This window comes from Acinetobacter sp. (assembly GCF_041919735.1).
GTDB lineage: Bacteria > Pseudomonadota > Gammaproteobacteria > Pseudomonadales > Moraxellaceae > Acinetobacter.
Map to the genome: position 1 here is coordinate 1 of NZ_JAYRTF010000035.1, position 19,434 is coordinate 19,434.

Sequence of the window (19,434 nt, forward strand, 5' to 3'; positions counted from 1 at the left end):
GTCAGTTTTCAATGGCATGCCGCTCAAAGCAGATGAAACGATGCGATTGTGCAGCCCAAACAAAAAGGACTTGCAGCATTGTTGCTGCAAGTCCTTTGAACGATGGTCGGAGCGGCGGGATTCGAAACATACCATGAAGTCGATCCGATTTGCCATCACGAGTCCGAAGGCATTGTGGATGTCACATCGCTACGACCGGCAAAACAGGCCGTAGCTAGGAAGTCGCACTCCATTTAGGCCTAGCAGGCTGCTGAAATACCGGTTTGCCCATCGGCAGCCAAGAACATCGACCGCTTAAAACGGCCTACAAACGATTTTTTGGAACCCGGCAAGGGGTGAGGCACCCTCAAAGCCGCAATTTTCGAGTTCTCCAGCAGTATTTCAGCAGCTTGCTAGCGCAACTGTCGGCGCAAGCGCACCAACTCATGCCAATCGGCGATGATCAAGCCTTTATTCCCCGGAAAGTGCTTGCCGTCATCGACGGCTGGCCAACCCAATTGGTGATGGATTGGACGGCAACGCCAAATTCACGCCAGCGCTGTGCTGGCGAGCGACCAGTTCGAACGAGCTCGACCATCTGCTGGTGGAATTCCGCCGGGTACGGCGGTCGTACTTTTGACATTTGTGAATCCTTAAACAAAATGAATGATGTACCCATGGAAACGGGTCAACTCCAACTTCATTTGCCCATTTACCCGTATGCTACAACAGACGCCAAATGAATTTAGTGCGTTCCAAACAAACGGCATAGAGTCAGCGTTCATACAGGTTGCCGGAGTGACTAAGGAGTAATATCAAACTTTGCGTGGCCTACTTGTGTCTCTGTATATGTTCCAGACTTCAATGTTACCTCTACTGCCCAAACATAGCTACCAGGAATTTCTGGAGCAACAACCATACTTTGATTTGTATTTGATGTAGTGACTGTATCTGGACCATATATTTTTGTCCATTGGTAACTCACACTATCAACTGGCGCTCCAGCCTTTGTTGAAAATTTTGCACGAAGCGTAACTGGCGATCCACTTGGTGCCACTGATGGATCAGCTTCAGCGGTGACTTTAAAGTCAAATTCACTGGGCTGAATACTATTAACACGAAAATGTACTATATCGGTTTGAATGCGAGTAACATCATCGAGCTCCCATGTTCCCGTTAGAAGAAAAACATACTCACCTGGCGTGCTCGGTATAAATGTAGCGGTCGCAAGATCAGTACCGCCAATGTTCACAGCAGGCCCTGCCAATTGAGTCCATGCAACCTTAATTTTTCCTAGTGTTGAATTATCAGTTTGCACTGCCCCAAGCAAATAAACAACTTTGTCAACCGTCGGATTTTCACTAGCTGAAGCATTAATTTCAAAGGTCGGCAACGGCAATGCCTTGATAGCAAGATCAAATGTATCAGAGCTAATCGTTCCGTCAGAACCCACTGCTGTTGAGGTAATTTTCCAGATAGCGTCAACTGCAGTAACCGGTACAACCAACCAACCATCACATTTAGATTGTGCGACTACGATTGCCCCCCCCGCAATAGGCTTTCTGGACGTGATCGCATTAGCACAGTCGGCATTTTGTATTGTTGGAGGCTTTGCTCTTAGCGCACCATCGGACTTAGGAGCAACAGTCCATTTGTGACTAGAAATCCCAGGACCACGTGTATCTGCAATAGCAGAAATAGCAATGCTAGTTCCACCAACCACCTGAACAACCCCATCCGGGGTCGCAATGTTTCCAATCATTTGTCCAGATCCAAGATTTGGGCTGCCCCCCCCACCTCCGCCACACCCGATCAGAAAAGAAGCGGATACACCAAGAAAAACAAGAATAGATTTATTTACTAACATTTTTAAAACCAAAATCAGTCCATTTACACCCGGTTCATAAAAGCAATACTTTTACATCACCATCAATCCGAAACCTATGATTCATGCCAACGTCATTATTAAGTAAAGATGAATAATATTTAAATACAATGTAGTCCGTCCTCATTGGATCCCAAATGCCTTTCTGTGCGTCGGCGATCAACCAATTGCCATTTATATATATTTCGGCCCAGTTGTGATAGCTGTATGGAGCCAAAACAGCATCAGATTGGGTCACATACCCCCCAACTACCCTTGCCGGAATTTTATTTGCTCTACATAGAGCGACCATCAAATATGAAAACTCAGTGCAATCTCCATGCCTGGTTCGCATTGCCTCGAGAGCGCCTCGGTCTTCGGCTAAATACCCAGAATCACTTATATTGGTACGAATCCAATTAAAAATTGACCTGGCTGTGGCCAAATCATTGTCCCGGACAAGCTCAGCTGCAATTTTCAATATTTCCACAGCATCACTTTCCACGAAAACATCGCTCGCAAGCCACTCACTAAAATATTTTTTCTGATCCAATTTAACTGATTTAAGCACTAGACTCAATTGAGTAGAGATAATTTTATTCGAAAATGCACCAAATCTATCAAATGTAAAGCATATAATATTATGACCAAGCCGGTCATGTGTGAGTGTGAACGGCGCAGATGAATTGAGTTTTGTCAGGTTCTGCTGATTTTTTATATTTGCAGGAATGTAGCAGTATATTTTTTGCGGGCCAAGATAATTCTCCGCCGGATTGGAAATCATTAACTCAAAACGGAGTTTTCTATGAATCCCTTCACTATTTTCGGAATGGCTCGCCAAAGAATTAGTTGAGACTGATTGCAATAGAAAAAACCCAGCCCCAAGGCTAGTGATAGTTCTACGATTCAGCATACTAAAGACCGCAACGGTGAGTCTTTGGCCCCCGCGCATACGCAGACCACATTGCCTTATTGGAATTCTGCTGACTTGCAATCTCCTCTCGCGTGCCTCTATATACAAGCAACGGTATTTCACGTAATGAGTCACGCAGCCGATTAATTTCTATATCGGAAATTTTTGAAACCATCACCACTCCTAAAATTTGGTTTTTCGAATTAGTTTTTTTGTATTTAATAATAAAATCTTCAACCACTCCGGGAGAGCCATCGGATATTTCAAATGCAGAACCAAGTTCGGGAATTGATTTGAATTTTGATTTATCAATCAATACGACGTTGTATGGGTTTCGAATCTCAACCAACAACTCTGCTGCAGTCACATCACCCATAATGCTTACATTAGGAGAGTCACCAACAAAAGGGAGTTTCTTATGAAACCAAGAAGGGAGCCCGCCATTCATAACATAAACAGATTTATATCCCTTATTTTTAAGCCGCGAACATTCACGATAGAGCTCTGCTTCAGCTTTACCACTTCCAATAAGAATGACTTTTTTCGAAATCCAATAAGGCTTTGCAATCAATTCAGCAATATTGAGATTGCTAGAGCCCTCTATATGAAAACTCCTATAATCCATTGGATCTCTACGGTCAATGAGTGCAACATCTTTCGTTCGCAGCAACGAATGAACCGAATCAACTGTAATTGAGCACTGTAAATCTATGGCGAGGTTAACACCTGCAGGGGTGGATTTTTTATTTGCATTGACATCCTCTCGGCGACAGGATTCGCCAGCCGCACTGATTCCCTCAAGTGCACTCGGTATCTGATTTCCTGGCTTCGATACTTGTGCAAAAGAGAATAAGCCGCTTAAAGCAAAAATGGCAACAAGGGCTTTCGGCAGCAGCAACCTGCATATCATTTTAGAATAAATCATATAATATCATCAATAAATCATGCGATATCATTCATCAGATGGATTTTTAATTACTTCAGGATTAGCAATAAACAGATCGGGTGGATATGTAAAAATCCATTCCGAGTATTTTGTTGAATTTTTAAATTGGCTCTCTGTCGCATCGAATCCGTCCACTTTTAATGGCTGCAAGTTAGATAATGAATGTATCCCAACTATTCTTCCCCCAATCTTCAGCAATCCCCATTCATTTCTCCCGGTAATAGGATCAAAATAAATTTTCCTTAGGTGCCGCTCGACTGCAGAGGTGCGCCTGTCTTCAATCAGGTCATTTAAGCTTGATGGATATGCTTTCTTTTCACTTGCTCGTGATGCCTCGTAATAGTGCCCGATTGCATTGCGAAACTGTTTGCCGACAAAAATTAATTCTCTTTCTTGCTCTCTTCTGAGATTAATAGAATCAGTCTCCGTTGCAACAGAAAGCCCAAGACCAAGAAAAAATACTAAAAACAAAGTCCAAAGATAGCTGAATCCACGATTACTATGCAAATGCTGGTAATCACATCGACGAATATGATATGCCATTGCTATTTACTCCGGGTGCACCACTCTTTATATCTACAATTCCCGGATTTTCGGCGTCAGTGTTCTGTATTAAAATCCAAGAATTAGTAGAATCAGTTATAGGATCGATAGGTAGTGAGCGAAGATACCTTTCATGGACAAGTTCATCAAGAGTCTTGGGGTACTTCCCTTTATCACCATAATATTTATCAATTACCACTCGAGCTACACGAAGGTTTTCCTGAAGAACAACATCCTTCGATTTTGCAATTGATCCAAAATATTGAGGAAGTGCAATTGCCAAGAGAAGCGCAACTATTGACATTGCGATAAGCACTTCAATCAACGTAAATCCATCCGTCCGATGCATGAACAATTTGGTTTTTACCATTTACTGTATGGAATTCCATTCAAGCCGATACGATTTGATGTGCTAAATATATCAAAAATATCCACCCCTTCAGCAGGCTCTTCAGGCGGTGATTCATAACTTCTCAAGCCCCATGATTCCTCGGGCTTGAGTGTTCCATTTGGATTCATAGGGTCGTAAGGTATTCGCCTCAAAAAATATATTTTTTTTCTATTTGGATTGCGCTGATCTTCAACACCTTCAACCAATTCAAGCAAATTTTTTGGATAGCCTGATTCTCCAATCTTCATGGCAATTCGTCCCTGATCCGAAGCGCGTTTATATGCATCGATAGCCTCACGCATTTCTGCTAAAGCAATTTTCAAAACACGTTCTTTTTCTCGCTGAGTGGCCCACTGCGCCATTGGTACTGCAACCATGGCCAAAATACTCATAATGGCTAAAGTAACCATAAGCTCTATGAAAGAAAAGCCACGTATGCGAATTTTCATTTCCAAGATCAAGGAAGAATGCGGACAGAGTGAAGTACTGGAACCTTTACTGGATTGGACAAGGATGGCTCAGGCGTGGCCGAAAGCACTTGTAATTTCACTTCACCAGGTTTAATAGCTTTTAAATTGACTGTTATTGCGGTTCCTACTCCATTGATCCCAGCAGCGTCAGCAGTCGTCCCCTGGCGTACTAATGCAACGAAAATTTTCCCCTGAACAGGATCAACACGCTGACTAAATGTTGTCTGCGCATTGCCCTGCTTGAAGAAGTCTCCTTCTTGCACTCCTGCAACTTGCAAATATTGTGGGTCAAAAGCCAAAAGGAGTGGCAAGCCACGAATGGCTTGTTGACTATCCAAACGCAAAGCAACACTGAATTGTTCGCCGACTTTCACTTGTGGCACACCTTGCCAATTCAATGTGACATCACCTGTCTGCACCATCTTTGGTACAGAAGTGCCATTTTCATGCATTGCTGAAACTGGAACTGCTGCAACAGTATTCTTTAGATCTCGTGCATCGGTTGCTGGGGCTGTAACCTGAACTCCACCTTTTGCCAATCCATCTGTAGGAATATGACTTTTCCCTTTAGCCTCAGTCGCTAAGGGCTCCAACTCTATCGGTGTGGACAACTTGAGAGCTGAGGCACCAATATTGACTTCTGTTCCTGATTCAAACTCGGCAGCGAGCATATCAGGGCGGAGAATGGATCTGACGACCCGTGGGGTAATAGACAAAAGAATTTCACTGCGTTGCGTATCATCCTTATGGCTACCAAACAGACGTCCTGCTACCGGCATCTCACCTAAACCAGGTACCTTATTCGCAGTGGTCCGATCTTCATCGCTAATCAATCCCGCCAATATTTGTGTTTCCCCGTCTTTGAGCCGTAGAACGGTGCTTGCACCTCTAGAGCCGATTTGATAGGAGAGCGTTCCAGATTTGCTGACTATTTCGCGCACTAAATTAGAGACTTCCAGATTGATCTTTATAGCAACCTCTTCATCGAGAAATATCGTTGGCTCTGCTTCAAGTTTTAATCCAACATCGACATATGAGACAGACTCAGACACAAAACCAGTTGATGTTGATGTTGTTGTAATAACTGGCACACGATCACCAATTTGAATTTTGGCTTTTTCTTTATTTTTTACACGAATTCTAGGATTGGCCAGAATATTAGCATCCTGATCTTCTTTTCTAGCGTTAAGTAATATGTTCCCTGTGCTTACTGTGGTTGCTTCAGCAAAATTTAAATACTTCAGGTCTTGGAGAGTAAGCTTTGCATTTGCAAATTGCAAGGGAGTCAAAATTACTTGACTTGGCCACTGTACTCCTAGCTCCATCAGTTTTGTTCTTTTAATCTCCAATATCTCAACTTCCAGCATGACTTCTGGATCACTAATATCTTGCAAGGCGACAATTCTTTCGGCCATCCGTATTGTTTCCGGCGTATCGCGCATCATGATGATGCCCAATCTCTCATCTATGACAAGATCTTTTGTTTTCAGAATTGTCTTTATTGAATTGGAAACTGCTTTTACATCAGCATTGGTCAAGTAGAAACTGCGAACTGCAAGCGTCTGATATTCTTTAATTTTCTGGGGAGTGCTGGGATAGATTAATAATGAATTCTCGTTTAATATTTTCTGCTCCAATTGATTGGTTATGAGCAGAATACGCATAATGTCTTCAATAGATGTATTTTTTGCAAAAATTGTCGCCTTGATATCTGGTCGTATATCTCTATCATAGAAGAAATTCAGGCCAGACACTTTGGATACAACTTCAAGAATCGACTTCAGTGGAGCATCCCTGAATTCCATCGTTATAGGCTTCTTAAATACAGCCGCAAGCTTATTTTCTGGACGCATTTGTTTGACCAATGATTCCTCAATACGTGCCTTGAGATTTAGTGCATCTTTTTGGTTTGGATTCTCAGAGATTACTGGGCGTAGCTTTTCCAAAGCAACATTTAAATCAGCAATTTTTCCACTCTTGAATAAGAGCTCGGCGTCTGCAATCTGCAAGCGGTGGCGCCTTTCCACAACCAGTGCCTGAAGTCCTTGGCGTGCCATAGCATGTTGAGGATCCATCGCTTGAATTTGGCGATATGCCTGTTCAGCATCGGTCAGCCGCCCTTCCCTTCGAGCATGTTCTGCAGCAGTATTCAGTTTGTTGATTGCCGATGTACGACGTGTGGCCAGTGCAATACGGTATTCAGCGTTTTTGGGTTCAAGACTGACCGCTTCTTCAAGTTTTGCAAGGCCTTGATCTGTTTTTCCTTCTGCCAATAACTCATTTCCTTCACGAAAAGCCTGACGTCCAGCACATCCAAATAGTAAAGACAACATTAATGCCACTGTAAATACCCTAACAACACCAGCACATTGCTTACCGGGGTAATATTTCTTAAATTTTTGTTTGTTTTGCATCATTTTATAATGGAGAAATTATATTTATTGACCGCTGGCGATGGGAAGCGTTTGAATCTGATCAAGGGGTAAATAGCGAAAGACTACTGATACCTCATCAATTGATTCAATTTTATAGTCTTTAAATGTACTATCACCGGCATACACAACATAATTATTATTCATGTATTGAATAAACACACCAATACGTCCAGCCTCTTTGTATTTTCCAATAATTTGGAAAGGTAGAGGCGGGATTTGAATGGCCTCGGAAGCATTAGAATTCGCGACAGGAGTCTGAATGTTGCTTGTAGTGGCGGTTTTTGTTTCTTCATCATTCCAATACACTTTTTCGAATAACCTGGCACTTGGCTTATCTTCATCCGCAACTTGGTTTCTGGATCTTATTTTCAATACCGCTGGTTGCTCATCAGAGCTTATTCCATTTACCCCAGCCGCTGCCAGGTTTCCGGACGGCGCACGAAAACTGCGAGAGGGTGAAGGCATTGCAAGAGACTCGTCGCTATTTGCAGGAGCAAACCAGGCAGCTAGCAAAGTCAAAATAAGCGCAATATATAAAATATATTTCTTCAAGAATACCCGCATTGAGAAGCTCCGATGTGCACTAAGGAAGCCGTTGCACTCTATTTTTTGGCAAGTGTGATAAAACAATCCATTGAATTTTTGCTTCTATAATTTCAGAACCAATTGATTCGCGCTTGAATTGCAGCCCATCCAATGTCAGGTTCCCATGCGTCAATAGAACGGCACGCATGAATTTATAAATTGCTGATGAACGTCCTTTGACTGGCAAGTTCATCTTATATCGCAAATACCTTCCATTTTGTTCAGGTTCAGCCCTATACTCACCACGCTCAATAGATAAACCTTCATCTTCAGCTAATTGCAGAACACTTCTAACTGTGTCCGGAATATCTTCGTATGGAACAAGGATGCCTTCAAAGGCTTTAATGCTATCTTCAGCCTTCGATGGTTTCATCTGTGTCTTTTTCGCTTCGTCTATTTTATTTTTCTGAATTGATAAGGAATACTCCGCACTTGATATCGCGTTATCCTGCAGTTGAATGACCACGACTCCAATACAATTAAGGGCCATCAGGATTATAAAATACCAGATCCATTCACCACAATGCCTTGTAAACTGGGATGATATTTTCCGCACATGCCAACTGAAATACAGTACCCAATAGAGTATCGAGAAATCTTCTTTACTCCCTGATGTCATCATTCTGACCATTTTGCCTCCACTGAAAATCTGTAGGGACATTTACCTAATTTTTCAGAGTACTCATGATGCATCAGAGATGCGCTAATAAATGGCTTTTTGTCAGATACAAACGCAACATACTGAGCCATATCTGTAGAGCTGCACGCTTGCCCTTGAAGTTTAATGCTCGGCGTGCTTGATGAACCGATCCCAACCTTCGTGCCGGTTTCCATTCCAAGAATCGCGACCCTGATGTCTTTTGGTGGTATTAAAGACTCAAGAAGAGCATCCACTGGAACATTTAAATCACTGATAGCTTTATTAATGGCTTGAATTCTATTGAGCTCCTGCTTTGACCATACCTTGTTTTCATTTGCTGCGGACATGCTCTGTTGTGTCTCAGCAAGCTTTGCCATAAATTTATAGTATTTACTAGTATTAAGTCCAATTTGAACAGCCAGTACAAATAGAGTCAAAAAAATGGTAAAAAGAACAATCAATTGCGGCGATTTGAATCTCTTTGATTCAAGTGAATACGCTAGCGGATGTGCCTGCATCGTTCTTGAAGCATCAATAAAATCACCATGCTCGATCTTCGATGAAGCTGTCTCATGGCATTTTCCACTCGAGAGCTCGACTAATTCCATAGATCCATTTGATACATCAAATATTGCCAAATCTTTGATGTATTCAAATCGTGGATTTCTTAGCAAGAATCTTCTCCATCCTACAAGGCTATTTGAGATAGGATCAGCTGCTGCATCAATTTGCAGATTGCTCGCACCGATGAATACGGCATCGATCGCTGAACGATCTGCTTGCGCAACAATCAAAATTACTGAATTACCATCGACAATAGCTAATGCATTCCACTTGGGCTGGATTTTATCGGAAACTCTTAGCTTATCCTTTCTTAAACGCTGTGACAGCAACCAACCAGCGAGGTAATAGGGTTGAATGGAAGCAAGAACTCCCCCTATGCGCGAAGACCATGTCTGGAACATTTCCACCAACTGTTCGGCGTATAGGACAGCTATGCACGGTTGCTCCACTGAACCTTCACCCACCCGAAGCACATCGCCAGGCATAACTTCTATGCCACTCGAAAGAATATGCCCTTGAAGGTACCTATGTTTTGCATCATGTCTAAAAAATGCCTCTGACCATGGAATTGATATTGAATAAACCCACTGCTCAGTTGCAAGAATATGCACATCGCCCCATTGACTACAAAATTCACTAATCAATGCGATTGAGCGATTGAGTGCATCTTCCAGATTTGTGAGTATTTTGTTATTCGATTGAATTTCGATTTCAATTGCAGAAATGGACTTCCACACTGCCCGTCCGCTTTCAACTTGAATCACGCCGAACTCAATGTGTCTATTTCTCAATATGACATAAAGTGACTCAATTTTCTTCTTGCCATTCCTAAGCCCCTCATCCTGTGACACGGATTACCTCTTCAAGAGTTGATTCACCTTGCGCAACCCATTTCAAAGCTGATTGCCGAATAGGCTGCAACCCCTGGCGCATAGCCCTTTCCTTGAGCAAGGAAATAGATGCTCTTTGGGCAACCATTTCACGAAGCTCATCATCAAATAGAAGCACCTCGGCGATTGCCTTGCGGCCTTTATAACCGGCTCCGCGGCATTGACCACAGCCTTCGCCCATTTTGAAATTCCAGCCCTGTATCTGTTCCTCGGAAAGATTCAATATTGCTAAAGCTTCACTGTTTGGTGTTGCTGACACCAGGCAATGCGGGCAATTCAGCCGTAATAGCCGTTGAGCAACAATTCCATTCAAAGCCGCAGCAAAACTATATTCATCAACTCCCATGTGCAGGAATCGTCCGAGCACATCAAATACATTATTTGCATGAACGGTAGTAAAAACCAAATGGCCGGTCAAAGCAGCCTGTACTGCGATTTGTGCGGTTTCATCATCCCGAATTTCTCCAACCATAATTTTGTCAGGATCATGCCGCAAAATTGATCGTAACCCTCTAGCAAAGGTCAGGCCTTTCTTTTCATTTACAGGAATCTGGAGGACTCTCGGGAGCCTATACTCTACCGGGTCTTCAATTGTGATGATTTTTGAATGACCAGTGTGTATTTCAGTAATGGCTGCATATAATGTCGTTGTTTTCCCAGACCCAGTTGGCCCAGTAACCAATAGCATGCCATGAGGTTTTGTCGCAAGTCTGCGAATTGATGAGATTGCTTGCTCATCAAGGCCCAGATGATCCAAACGAAGAGATCTTGCTTCCTCGGTCAGTGATTGACGATCCAAAAGACGTAGCACCGCATCTTCGCCAAATATATTTGGCATTATAGAGACACGAAAATCAATCTCCCGCCCATTCACACGAACCTTAAAACGCCCATCTTGGGGAATGCGTCTTTCCGCGATATCCAGTTCCGACATCACCTTAATACGTGAAATGACTTGCTCGGACATTTCCGTTCCATTCACTTGCGTAATAGGAACCAGCACTCCATCTATCCTGTATAGGATGTAAAGACAGCCAGCATCACACTCCAGATGAATATCACTGGCCTGCATTTTCAAAGCGTCATATATAGTGGAGTTCACCAGTTTTACAACGGAACTGTTTTCCTCGTTTATTGACGCCAGAGATATGATTGCCGAGACTTCTTCATCATCCGACAACGAAGAAGTTGATTCGAATCCATCCATCGCATGCAACTCTCGCTCGCGTTGAGTGAGAAATGCACTGACGTCATCCTGATGTGCGAGATGAACTACAGGGAATATTCCGAACTGCGAGCAGCGCCTTAGCGCCCATTCTTCTGGAAATGCATCAAATGGATCAGATATAACAAGTGCATATCGCTGTTCATCAAAACCAGCAAGTATTATTTTTTGCTGGAGGCACTCCGAATAAGAAATTACTTGGAAATTTGGATTGGTTTTTTGCAAATTCACCATATCCAAAACTTGATATCCAAAACTCTGCCCTAGAGCAATCATCAATTGCGTTGAAGACCAGCCATTGAGATACTGAAGCGCGCTGCATATTGTATGCTCTGACCTTGAGCAATAATCTCTAGCTTCGCTGATTAGCTGTTCATTAAGTTGAATCTGGTTTGCGCTATTGATCATTGCAAACTTCCTGCCAGTTCAAATATTGGCATATACATCAAAACAACAACTGTGCCGATGACAAGGCCAATCAAGATCATCAGGATAGGCTCAAGTAGTCGCGATGCCCAATCTACCCATCGGGTGAAATCATCATCAATGAATTTTGCTGTCCTCTCCAGCATATCAGCCATTTTCCCTGAACGCTCTCCGACCTTCAACAGTGAATCTGCAATCGGTGTTGATAAAGAGCTGACAGCTAGTGCAGTTGAAAAATTCTGCCCATTTTCTACAGCACTCTGGCACTCTCTCAGCCGTCTTTTTTGATCTTGGCTTAAAAGGCCTCCTACCATTGACATTGCACGAGGCAGCGCAACGCCTGACTCCAGAAGAAGACCCAAGGCACGATAGAATCGCCCCAGTCTAAATTCTTCTGATCTTTTTGCTATGCCTGGAAGTTCCAAGAATTTTGATATGATCCATGCACGGCCCTCAACTGTTAAGGCAATCCATCCAGAAAGCAGTATGCAAATCGCTAAACCGAACAACGCCCATTGCCAGTTTCGATGGATTGCACGTCCAAAATCCAAAAGCAGTGCTGATAAGAATGGTATTTGCCGTCCGGAAGTCTCATATACGGAAGCAAATCTTGGCACAACATAACCCAGCAAAAAAAGAGTTACAAAACTCCCGACAACCAGCAGCATTGCTGGATAGATAGATGCAGAGATTAACTTTTTTCGAATTCCGTCAAATTGGATCTGATATGCAATGTATCTTGCAAGCGACTGTGGCATATCGCCTGTTCTCTCAGAAGCCTTGACTGTTGCAACATATACTGGTGGGAAAATATCTGGTATGGATGCGAGCACATCCGAAAAACTTTTCCCTTCTTGAAGATCCTCAAGTATTTTATTCAGGACAGTCCGCGATCCATGGTTGCGCTCTTTTGCGATGAGTGTGTCTAGCGCTTCTGTGAGGTTCAACCCTGCTTCAAGCAGTGCCAACAATTCCTGGCTGAAAAGCAACAGAGGGAACTGGCCTTTCGTGATGCGTTCGTCCTGAAGGCTTGCCCTGGCATGGCTTGATTCATCCTCAATGGAGAGAACGGTATATCCCCTGGCCACGGCACGCCTCACAGCAGCAGGTACCGTGATGTTGTGGAACTCCAGGACTTCGGCTGCCCCCCTTGAAGCTCTGACGCGCAGTCGAACCCTCCCACTGGAAACATTCGCCGGCACCACCATAGCTGCATCATGAAGCCCTAGTAGTGGCTCCAATTTGTTTTTTCCAGCCTCCATTGCTGCAATATCTTCTGTACTTTCGTTATGCTCAACGGAATGAAATGTCCTCTGCATCTCCTTCTCCGCCAACTTGCCCATCCTTCCCTGTAGAGTACAAATCAAAGTCCCACGTTTGTCCGGGCGAACGATAAACATACGGATGCCCCCAAGGATCCTGTGGAACAGCTTTTTGAAGATAGGGGCCCCGCCACTTGGGCTCATCGCTCGGCTGTACAACCAAGGCGTTCAATCCCTGTTCTGTACTGGGGTGATGCCCAGTGTCTAGGCGATAGGTATCCAATGCCTTTGCCAAGCTGTCTAGTTGCGCCTTTGCTGAATTTCGCTCAGATCGACCTAATTGGGAAAAATACCTCGGCCCCACATAGGCTGCCAAAAGCCCAATGATCACAATCACAACCAACAATTCAAGCAATGTAAAACCGCGGTGATTGATAAATTTTTTTTTCATTATAAACCCGCCAATATTATTCATGGCTGCGTCTCAACATCCCATTTGAACCATTGCCCCGCCCCCAGTCCAATGCCCAGTTTAAATACATTGCCTGGGATCTGGAATTTCGAACGAACAGTAATGGTGTCATTCGTTTTTACAGTCTCACCCTCAGCGGCAGCGCCAAAGACTAGTTCCCCTTCCATGATTCTGATTGCGAGCGGCATTGGTCGCAATGTTGCCTTGACTCCTTTCACATCAATACCGGTATTGGTCAACTCAGCCTTGAGAACATATTCCCAATTCTTCCGATCTACTTTTCGTTCGCTTACCAGTTGAATGCCGCAAATGTGAATTTTTGGATTGTTGGTAGTATTCGAAAAATCCGGATCACCAATATTTACCACATTGACCGCGCGTCCAAATAATCCAATGTAATTGGGATCAGTGGTTTGAACTGCCCCACTTCGCACTTGGTATTGCTTGCTGCCGCCTGGTATACAGTCATTTCGTCCCGTGACAGTGACCGCTTGATTTGTCGACCAGTTCTGGGGGGTGAAAGTCAGACTCTCTGGTGACACCACGCCAGCGTGAGCATTTGAGCTAGTCAAAGGAATGACAATCTCGGCCAAAGGAGCTCTTCCCAAGCGAATCGAGAACGATGCACTCCCTCCAAGCTCAGTCGTCACAAGGATTTTGGGGGCAGTTACCATAACGCTCCCCGATTGCTGTGGGGGCGCAATGACTACCGCACCAGGAGCATAGGCCTTTCCAACGCCTTTTGAGTCATAGATGACTGCATAGACATAATAGGTACCCGAAGCCATTGCCGTAACATCCCAAACGTAGGAGCCCGTTTGCGCGCCAGCGGCCTGGCGCAAACCATCAGCAATCAAAGTGCCTGCAAAGCCCGATTTGGTCGTGCCGTAGTACAACGCAATGGTGGGTTCAATATTGGGATCGGTGCCTTCCCATCGAATGGTCACTTGTTTTTTCGATCCGGCCGGGGTAGCTACAACATCAGGAACAATGGCTGTTGCGGGCGAAGTCACCGCAATCGTGGGATCTTGGTATGGCGAAGTGCTGATATACAAAACACTTGGCGCACTCCATTCACTCGACGCCTGGTGAACGTCCAGTGCCCGCACACGCCACCAGTGGGTTGTCTTATCTGCAAGTGCACCGGCAACTACAAACGCCGGAGTTGCCGAGACGCCTTCTGCCACCCTTGCCGTCAGCGCAGCGTCCCTGAACACCTCAAACTGGTACCTCACGTCCTCACCTTCAGGATCCATTGAAGGATTGGCCTCAAGAGTGGGTTGCTGGGTTGCACTCCAAGCACCACTGCCTGGATTTTTCACTGTAGGCGCACTGGGGGCGTCATTGACGGCATTGACCAAGAAGCTACCCACAGTCCAAGCAGAGTCTGCCCTGCCATCTTGAGCCTTGACGCGCCACCAGTATTTTTTGTTTTCCACCAGTTGAGCCACAGTCCAACTGGTTCCGGAACCCCCTTGAACAACTTGGCCAGAAGTCTTCTTGTCCGAGGAATCAAAAGTGTTCACCGTATCGACTTCAAAGACATAGGTTACAAGATCGCCTTCCGGATCCACACTGTTGCCGATGGTGAGTGTTGGAGAGGCCGTCGTGCTGACACCCCCGGGCACTGGATTCAGCAGCACAGGAGCGGAGGGTGCGGCATTTCCCGTATTCACCATAAAGGGCCGCGCGGACGTCATCGTTTGCGCGCCCAAGGCATCTTTGGCCACAACCCTCCAGAAGTACTTGAGGTGATTGCCAAGCGGCGCAGACAGAGTCCAACTGCCGCTTCCAGACTCTGACTGTGGAATATCAGGCGACTGAGCAACCACCTCGGTCAGCGCAGTGTCCTTATATACAAACACCTGATACGTAATGGCATCACCATCCTTGTCCAAACTGTTCGTCCACGACAGCGTTGGCGCCAACACGGGCACTTCGGCGTTTGGTGCCGGACTGGTGAGGTTGAAGCTGTCTGGCGGATCGTTGAACATGTTGGCGAAGAAGCGTCCGTTCACCCAAGGGCTGTACAACGTTCCATCAAACCCGCGAGCACGCCACCAGTAATGTGTGTTGTCGGTCAGGGTGGTGGTGGGCTTCCATGTGGTCGGCATGACCACTGGCCCACCTCCATTGCCACTTCCCATGGGCGACTTGTCCACCAAGCCAGATGCGATCAATTGCGTTTGTGCCTGATCGGCATAGACCTCGAACTGCACCTTGGTAGTGGGATCTTGTGGGTTGGACGAGGTCTTGACCGCCAAGCTCGGAGTAAGGCTTGGAACCTGTGCGCCAGCCAATGGATACTCGATGGTTGGGGTTGCTGGGCCGGGTGGCAACGCCTCTACATCCACCTTGATGGATGCCGTGCGAGAACTGCTCAACTCTCCGTCAGTGGCTGTATAGGTCACCACATAGGTGCCTGCAGATCCCTTGGGAGGTGTCCAGTCAAAAACAGCTCGCACAAGGCCGGGCGCAGTGGGATCGGCGGCTTGGCGCGTAAAAACTGCACCAAGCGGCAAAGGCGCCGCGCTCAACGCAATGGGCTTGCCGTCGGGGCTGCTCCCCTCCACCAAGAATGAAACCTGCTTTCCTTCCTGCACTACCCGATCTGGAATGAACTGCAGCACCGGGGCCCGGGCCGCAGGGGGCGGGGCATTGAATCCTGTGTCGTATATCCCGGTGGTGTTGACATCAAAAAAGTTGACCCAGTACTCCCATTGCTTGGTCTGCTCATTGCGGGTCTGTGACAACCAAACATTCTCAGACCACAGTTCCTTCGCGTCTGAACGGATGATTTTTCCAAGCGCCTTGGCACCCCTGTAAGGGTCAGGCAGCTTCACATAGACAAAACCTGCCGTCGGCGGAAAGGTCAACTGGAAACTGGCTTTATCGCCCTGCCCGCCTTTAGGCACGAGGCTTGCCACTCCACTCCGATCTGTCACCTCAGTGTCGGGGCCATCCGATTCGTACACACGGATGACATCACCGTCCTGGGCCAAGAAATCACGCACCAAGTCGCGACCGGGCAGATCGACACGGACGTCTCGGATCAAGAAATGTGCATTGGTAGCCTGGATCAAGGATGTGAGCGCTCCGCCCAGCTCATCTGCATGACTGAACTTTGCGGTGAACTCAGTGAACTTGCCGGCAAGCGTCGTTTCCATGATCCAACGCCCCATCTTGCTGCTCTGGGCGGCAATGTCTCCAAAATCAATCAGCAAAGTGTTCTGCACCGGGGCATCGTTGACGTAACTTCCCGTCAGCAGAAAATTGATCAGCAGCCCCTGGTTGTTTTCAATAATCTTGGGCTGGGCAGAATCAATTTTCAGGTTTTTTGCCGTGGTGAACCCATTGTTACGCACCCGCACGCCCAAGGTAAAAGGAACAACAGGCTCGACAGCAGGAGTCAAAGGATCGTCAGCCAGCACATCCTGGGTCAAGAAGTAATCCAACGTGAGCAATGGCAAAGGCTTGACGGTGATAACGTCGGGGGAGACATCAAGCACAGTGTCTTCCCCGCCATAGCGGTACTTGAGGGTCGCACCAACCAAGTACTTTTTACCGGCTGGATTGGTGCCTGCAGAACCCGGCGCTGGAATCAATAGCCAGTTGATGACGCTTGTTGTCTTGGGGCCAACCACGCCTGACCCATCGACTGCATTGATGTTTTGCTTGCCAGAGAGCCGCAAAAAGAACTTTGCCGAAAGATCGTTAGGATTGTCGGTCACTGCAACCGGGGTTCCGGCCTCATCAGTGACTTTGACCACCACGGCAATGTTTTCTATGAATCCTGTGTCCGTCGTATTGTGGATCTTCATCTCGGCATCGAATGCCTGACGCTCAAGAGTCAATTCCTGCTTGATTTCAATTTTGACCCGGGCGCACACCGTCTCTTGTGCAGCCGCTGGCGCAATCGCCGAAAAGCAGGTCAACGCCAATGCGCCAATACGCCATTTGCTCCAAAACCACTTCATTCTTGCTCTCCCTCTCTTTGCTATCGCTGAATACGTGCCCAGGCCTTATCAAGCCGGTTGTTGCATCGCTTTCAGGAATTCATCCGAATCAAAACCACCCTTTAAATGACGGCCTTTGACAATAAGATACGGAACACCATTGCTACCCAGACTTTTTAATTGCTGAGCGCAACCTGCTTGCTTGTCTATATCGCATTCTTGGTACTTGAATCCATACTGATCCATCCACCCTTTTGCAGCCCTGCAGTAGGGGCACCAATCTGCTGTGTAAAACAATACATCCTGCGGCTGAGATGCCAATGCCAAGGCTCTTAATTGTTGCTCTGTCAGGCTTGCACTTCCATCCAACCAACCCGCGCCATTACCTGCCTTGTTATGTGCGGCCTGGTACCCAGCATAGAGCGCCCATGCGGCGAGCAGCACCCAAAAGAATTTGCGCCACGGAATTCCGTCGCTTTGGGTAGCTGGTTCCACATAACGCGGGCGCAGTGTTTCGCGAGAAAATGCAGGCGCTCCACCGACCTTGGCGTAGGCCACACCACAGGCGGGACATTGCCAGTCGGGAGCACGCGTGTCGTTCGGGCGAACAGCGCTACATTTGGGGCAGATTATTGGCATTAATAAATATCAATAAAAACAATGTCAGTCAATAATAAAGTAAAAATAAAAAATCTACTTTCAGATTGATTTCCGATGAATTAATCGATTAAATAATTTTAATATATTTTGTGATAGATCGAAATTTCGACGGTATAATTATTTCAAAAAACACAAAGATCAATATTTATTTTTCCACAAAATCGTTCATGAGATTTCATGCGATCATTTTCTTTTCTACCCACTCCAAAATATTAAAAATTTCATTTTGCAACTCCTCCGATGATAATAATTGGATGTTGCGTACTTTGTTATATATCGTGACCTCATCCATAACCTTACCTACAACAGAACATGGTGACTGAATAAAGTCAATCTCATGAGAATCGATTGATAATGCGATATCAGACACTAAATTCAGCAAATCCAAGATGTATTTGGCTCTCCGCCCCTTTAAGAGGCCAATCATGCGTGCCGGAGAAACACTATAATCATAAAACCCACCATCACGAATACTGGTTTCAGTGATTTTGAGTGCACTTAAATATTCAAGCAAAAGTTTTTTATTTTTCCTGAAAATTATAGTTCCATTTTCTGCCAAAACAACATTTCCACTTCCATCTTCTCCCCCTCCCTTGTTGGACCATAAAATATAACCATGGTTATATTTTGTTTTGACTTCCAAAAACCACAAATAACTCATACGCTTACCCACCAGTAAGTTTTTTAGATCTTTCTAGGAATTTTTTTAATTTATTAAAATCAGATCGTGGCCCGGTATTGCAATCTGATCCAAGTATTTCATGAGCCTGCTGAAGTGGAGTTTTCGACGGATCAGGTTTTATGCCTTTTAAATTAGTTGGCAAATCAGATCCTCTTTCCTTCCCACTTGGTCTAGATCTTTTGGCATTGTGAACAACAACCCCTTCCTCCCCCACAAAGAACGTATGCAGGTTCTCAACCTCCAGGTTGTAGACCCGGGTTGTCTTGACCTCTATCCGCACGTCCTCGATGGTCGCGGTCGCTGTGGTGGTAGCCGTCCCCGCTGAGTCGTCATCCCCCTCCCCGCTGCCCATCAGCAGCAGCTTGGCGCCCTTCTTGAGCAGCACCGCATCGCGCCAGCCTTCGCTGGTCCTGAACGGGTGCCCGTCGGTCGCCGTGATGCTCTGCCCACCTTCCAGCGTGATGTGCACCAGCTTGCGTTCTCTCTCGCTTGTGATGAGGTCGCTCACCTTTTCATAGCGCTTTGCGCATA

Annotated in this window: 17 protein-coding genes; all 17 read right to left on the reverse strand. The window is 45.7% G+C overall.

Annotation, left to right across the window (positions count from 1 at the left end):
• Window positions 1-781 precede the first annotated feature (781 nt).
• Window positions 782-1,858, reverse strand: coding sequence for a hypothetical protein (locus tag ACE3T3_RS15015; protein WP_374668340.1), 1,077 nt, complete (start codon window positions 1,856-1,858; stop codon window positions 782-784).
• A 22-nt stretch (window positions 1,859-1,880) separates the two neighbouring features.
• Window positions 1,881-2,756 (reverse strand): transglutaminase family protein, encoded by an 876-nt coding sequence (locus ACE3T3_RS15020; RefSeq protein WP_374668342.1) that lies wholly within the window; start codon window positions 2,754-2,756, stop codon window positions 1,881-1,883.
• 1 nt (window position 2,757) lies between these two features.
• Window positions 2,758-3,681, reverse strand: coding sequence for a rhodanese-like domain-containing protein (locus ACE3T3_RS15025; RefSeq protein ID WP_374668344.1), 924 nt, complete (start codon window positions 3,679-3,681; stop codon window positions 2,758-2,760).
• Window positions 3,682-3,708: 27 nt separating this feature from the next.
• Complete coding sequence (locus tag ACE3T3_RS15030) at window positions 3,709-4,245, reverse strand: hypothetical protein (RefSeq protein ID WP_374668346.1); 537 nt, start codon at window positions 4,243-4,245, stop codon at window positions 3,709-3,711.
• On the reverse strand, window positions 4,220-4,615 hold the full coding sequence (locus tag ACE3T3_RS15035) for a type II secretion system protein (protein ID WP_374668348.1): 396 nt from the start codon (window positions 4,613-4,615) through the stop codon (window positions 4,220-4,222). The genes ACE3T3_RS15030 and ACE3T3_RS15035 overlap by 26 nt, the downstream gene beginning before the upstream one ends.
• Complete coding sequence (locus tag ACE3T3_RS15040) at window positions 4,609-5,085, reverse strand: type IV pilin protein (protein WP_374668350.1); 477 nt, start codon at window positions 5,083-5,085, stop codon at window positions 4,609-4,611. Before ACE3T3_RS15040 ends, ACE3T3_RS15035 begins: the two co-directional genes overlap by 7 nt.
• A gap of 8 nt (window positions 5,086-5,093) precedes the next feature.
• Window positions 5,094-7,523, reverse strand: a complete 2,430-nt coding sequence (locus tag ACE3T3_RS15045; protein WP_374668352.1) for a secretin N-terminal domain-containing protein — start codon at window positions 7,521-7,523, stop codon at window positions 5,094-5,096.
• A 21-nt stretch (window positions 7,524-7,544) separates the two neighbouring features.
• Entirely contained in the window at window positions 7,545-8,093 is a 549-nt protein-coding gene (locus ACE3T3_RS15050; RefSeq protein WP_374668354.1) for a hypothetical protein, read from the reverse strand.
• A 31-nt stretch (window positions 8,094-8,124) separates the two neighbouring features.
• A complete protein-coding gene (locus ACE3T3_RS15055; protein ID WP_374668356.1) occupies window positions 8,125-8,757 on the reverse strand; it encodes a hypothetical protein in 633 nt (210 codons plus the stop codon).
• On the reverse strand, window positions 8,745-10,181 hold the full coding sequence (locus ACE3T3_RS15060; protein WP_374668358.1) for a hypothetical protein: 1,437 nt from the start codon (window positions 10,179-10,181) through the stop codon (window positions 8,745-8,747). The genes ACE3T3_RS15055 and ACE3T3_RS15060 overlap by 13 nt, the downstream gene beginning before the upstream one ends.
• A complete protein-coding gene (locus ACE3T3_RS15065; RefSeq protein ID WP_374668360.1) occupies window positions 10,168-11,853 on the reverse strand; it encodes a GspE/PulE family protein in 1,686 nt (561 codons plus the stop codon). The genes ACE3T3_RS15060 and ACE3T3_RS15065 overlap by 14 nt, the downstream gene beginning before the upstream one ends.
• Entirely contained in the window at window positions 11,850-13,205 is a 1,356-nt protein-coding gene (locus ACE3T3_RS15070; RefSeq protein WP_374668362.1) for a type II secretion system F family protein, read from the reverse strand. Before ACE3T3_RS15070 ends, ACE3T3_RS15065 begins: the two co-directional genes overlap by 4 nt.
• Entirely contained in the window at window positions 13,165-13,608 is a 444-nt protein-coding gene (gspG, locus tag ACE3T3_RS15075) for a type II secretion system major pseudopilin GspG (RefSeq protein ID WP_374668364.1), read from the reverse strand. The genes ACE3T3_RS15070 and gspG overlap by 41 nt, the downstream gene beginning before the upstream one ends.
• A complete protein-coding gene (locus tag ACE3T3_RS15080) occupies window positions 13,605-17,582 on the reverse strand; it encodes a hypothetical protein (protein ID WP_374668366.1) in 3,978 nt (1,325 codons plus the stop codon). Before ACE3T3_RS15080 ends, gspG begins: the two co-directional genes overlap by 4 nt.
• 48 nt (window positions 17,583-17,630) lie before the next feature.
• Entirely contained in the window at window positions 17,631-18,119 is a 489-nt protein-coding gene (locus tag ACE3T3_RS15085) for a glutaredoxin family protein (RefSeq protein WP_374668368.1), read from the reverse strand.
• A gap of 277 nt (window positions 18,120-18,396) precedes the next feature.
• Window positions 18,397-18,882, reverse strand: a complete 486-nt coding sequence (locus tag ACE3T3_RS15090) for a hypothetical protein (protein WP_374668370.1) — start codon at window positions 18,880-18,882, stop codon at window positions 18,397-18,399.
• A 4-nt stretch (window positions 18,883-18,886) separates the two neighbouring features.
• Window positions 18,887-19,434: Hint domain-containing protein (locus ACE3T3_RS15095; RefSeq protein WP_374668372.1), on the reverse strand; the 548-nt coding region annotated here is incomplete at its 5' end.

Bases quoted from the DNA above. Each gene is read 5' to 3' on its own strand.
- ACE3T3_RS15020 (WP_374668342.1), bottom strand. From the start codon at position 2,756: ATGCTGAATCGTAGAACTATCACTAGCCTTGGGGCTGGGTTTTTTCTA.
- ACE3T3_RS15025 (WP_374668344.1), bottom strand. From the start codon at position 3,681: ATGATTTATTCTAAAATGATATGCAGGTTGCTGCTGCCGAAAGCCCTT.
- ACE3T3_RS15030 (WP_374668346.1), bottom strand. From the start codon at position 4,245: ATGGCATATCATATTCGTCGATGTGATTACCAGCATTTGCATAGTAAT.
- ACE3T3_RS15035 (WP_374668348.1), bottom strand. From the start codon at position 4,615: ATGGTAAAAACCAAATTGTTCATGCATCGGACGGATGGATTTACGTTG.
- ACE3T3_RS15040 (WP_374668350.1), bottom strand. From the start codon at position 5,085: ATGAAAATTCGCATACGTGGCTTTTCTTTCATAGAGCTTATGGTTACT.
- ACE3T3_RS15045 (WP_374668352.1), bottom strand. From the start codon at position 7,523: ATGATGCAAAACAAACAAAAATTTAAGAAATATTACCCCGGTAAGCAA.
- ACE3T3_RS15055 (WP_374668356.1), bottom strand. From the start codon at position 8,757: ATGGTCAGAATGATGACATCAGGGAGTAAAGAAGATTTCTCGATACTC.
- ACE3T3_RS15065 (WP_374668360.1), bottom strand. From the start codon at position 11,853: ATGATCAATAGCGCAAACCAGATTCAACTTAATGAACAGCTAATCAGC.
- gspG (WP_374668364.1), bottom strand. From the start codon at position 13,608: ATGAATAATATTGGCGGGTTTATAATGAAAAAAAAATTTATCAATCAC.
- ACE3T3_RS15080 (WP_374668366.1), bottom strand. From the start codon at position 17,582: ATGAAGTGGTTTTGGAGCAAATGGCGTATTGGCGCATTGGCGTTGACC.
- ACE3T3_RS15090 (WP_374668370.1), bottom strand. From the start codon at position 18,882: ATGAGTTATTTGTGGTTTTTGGAAGTCAAAACAAAATATAACCATGGT.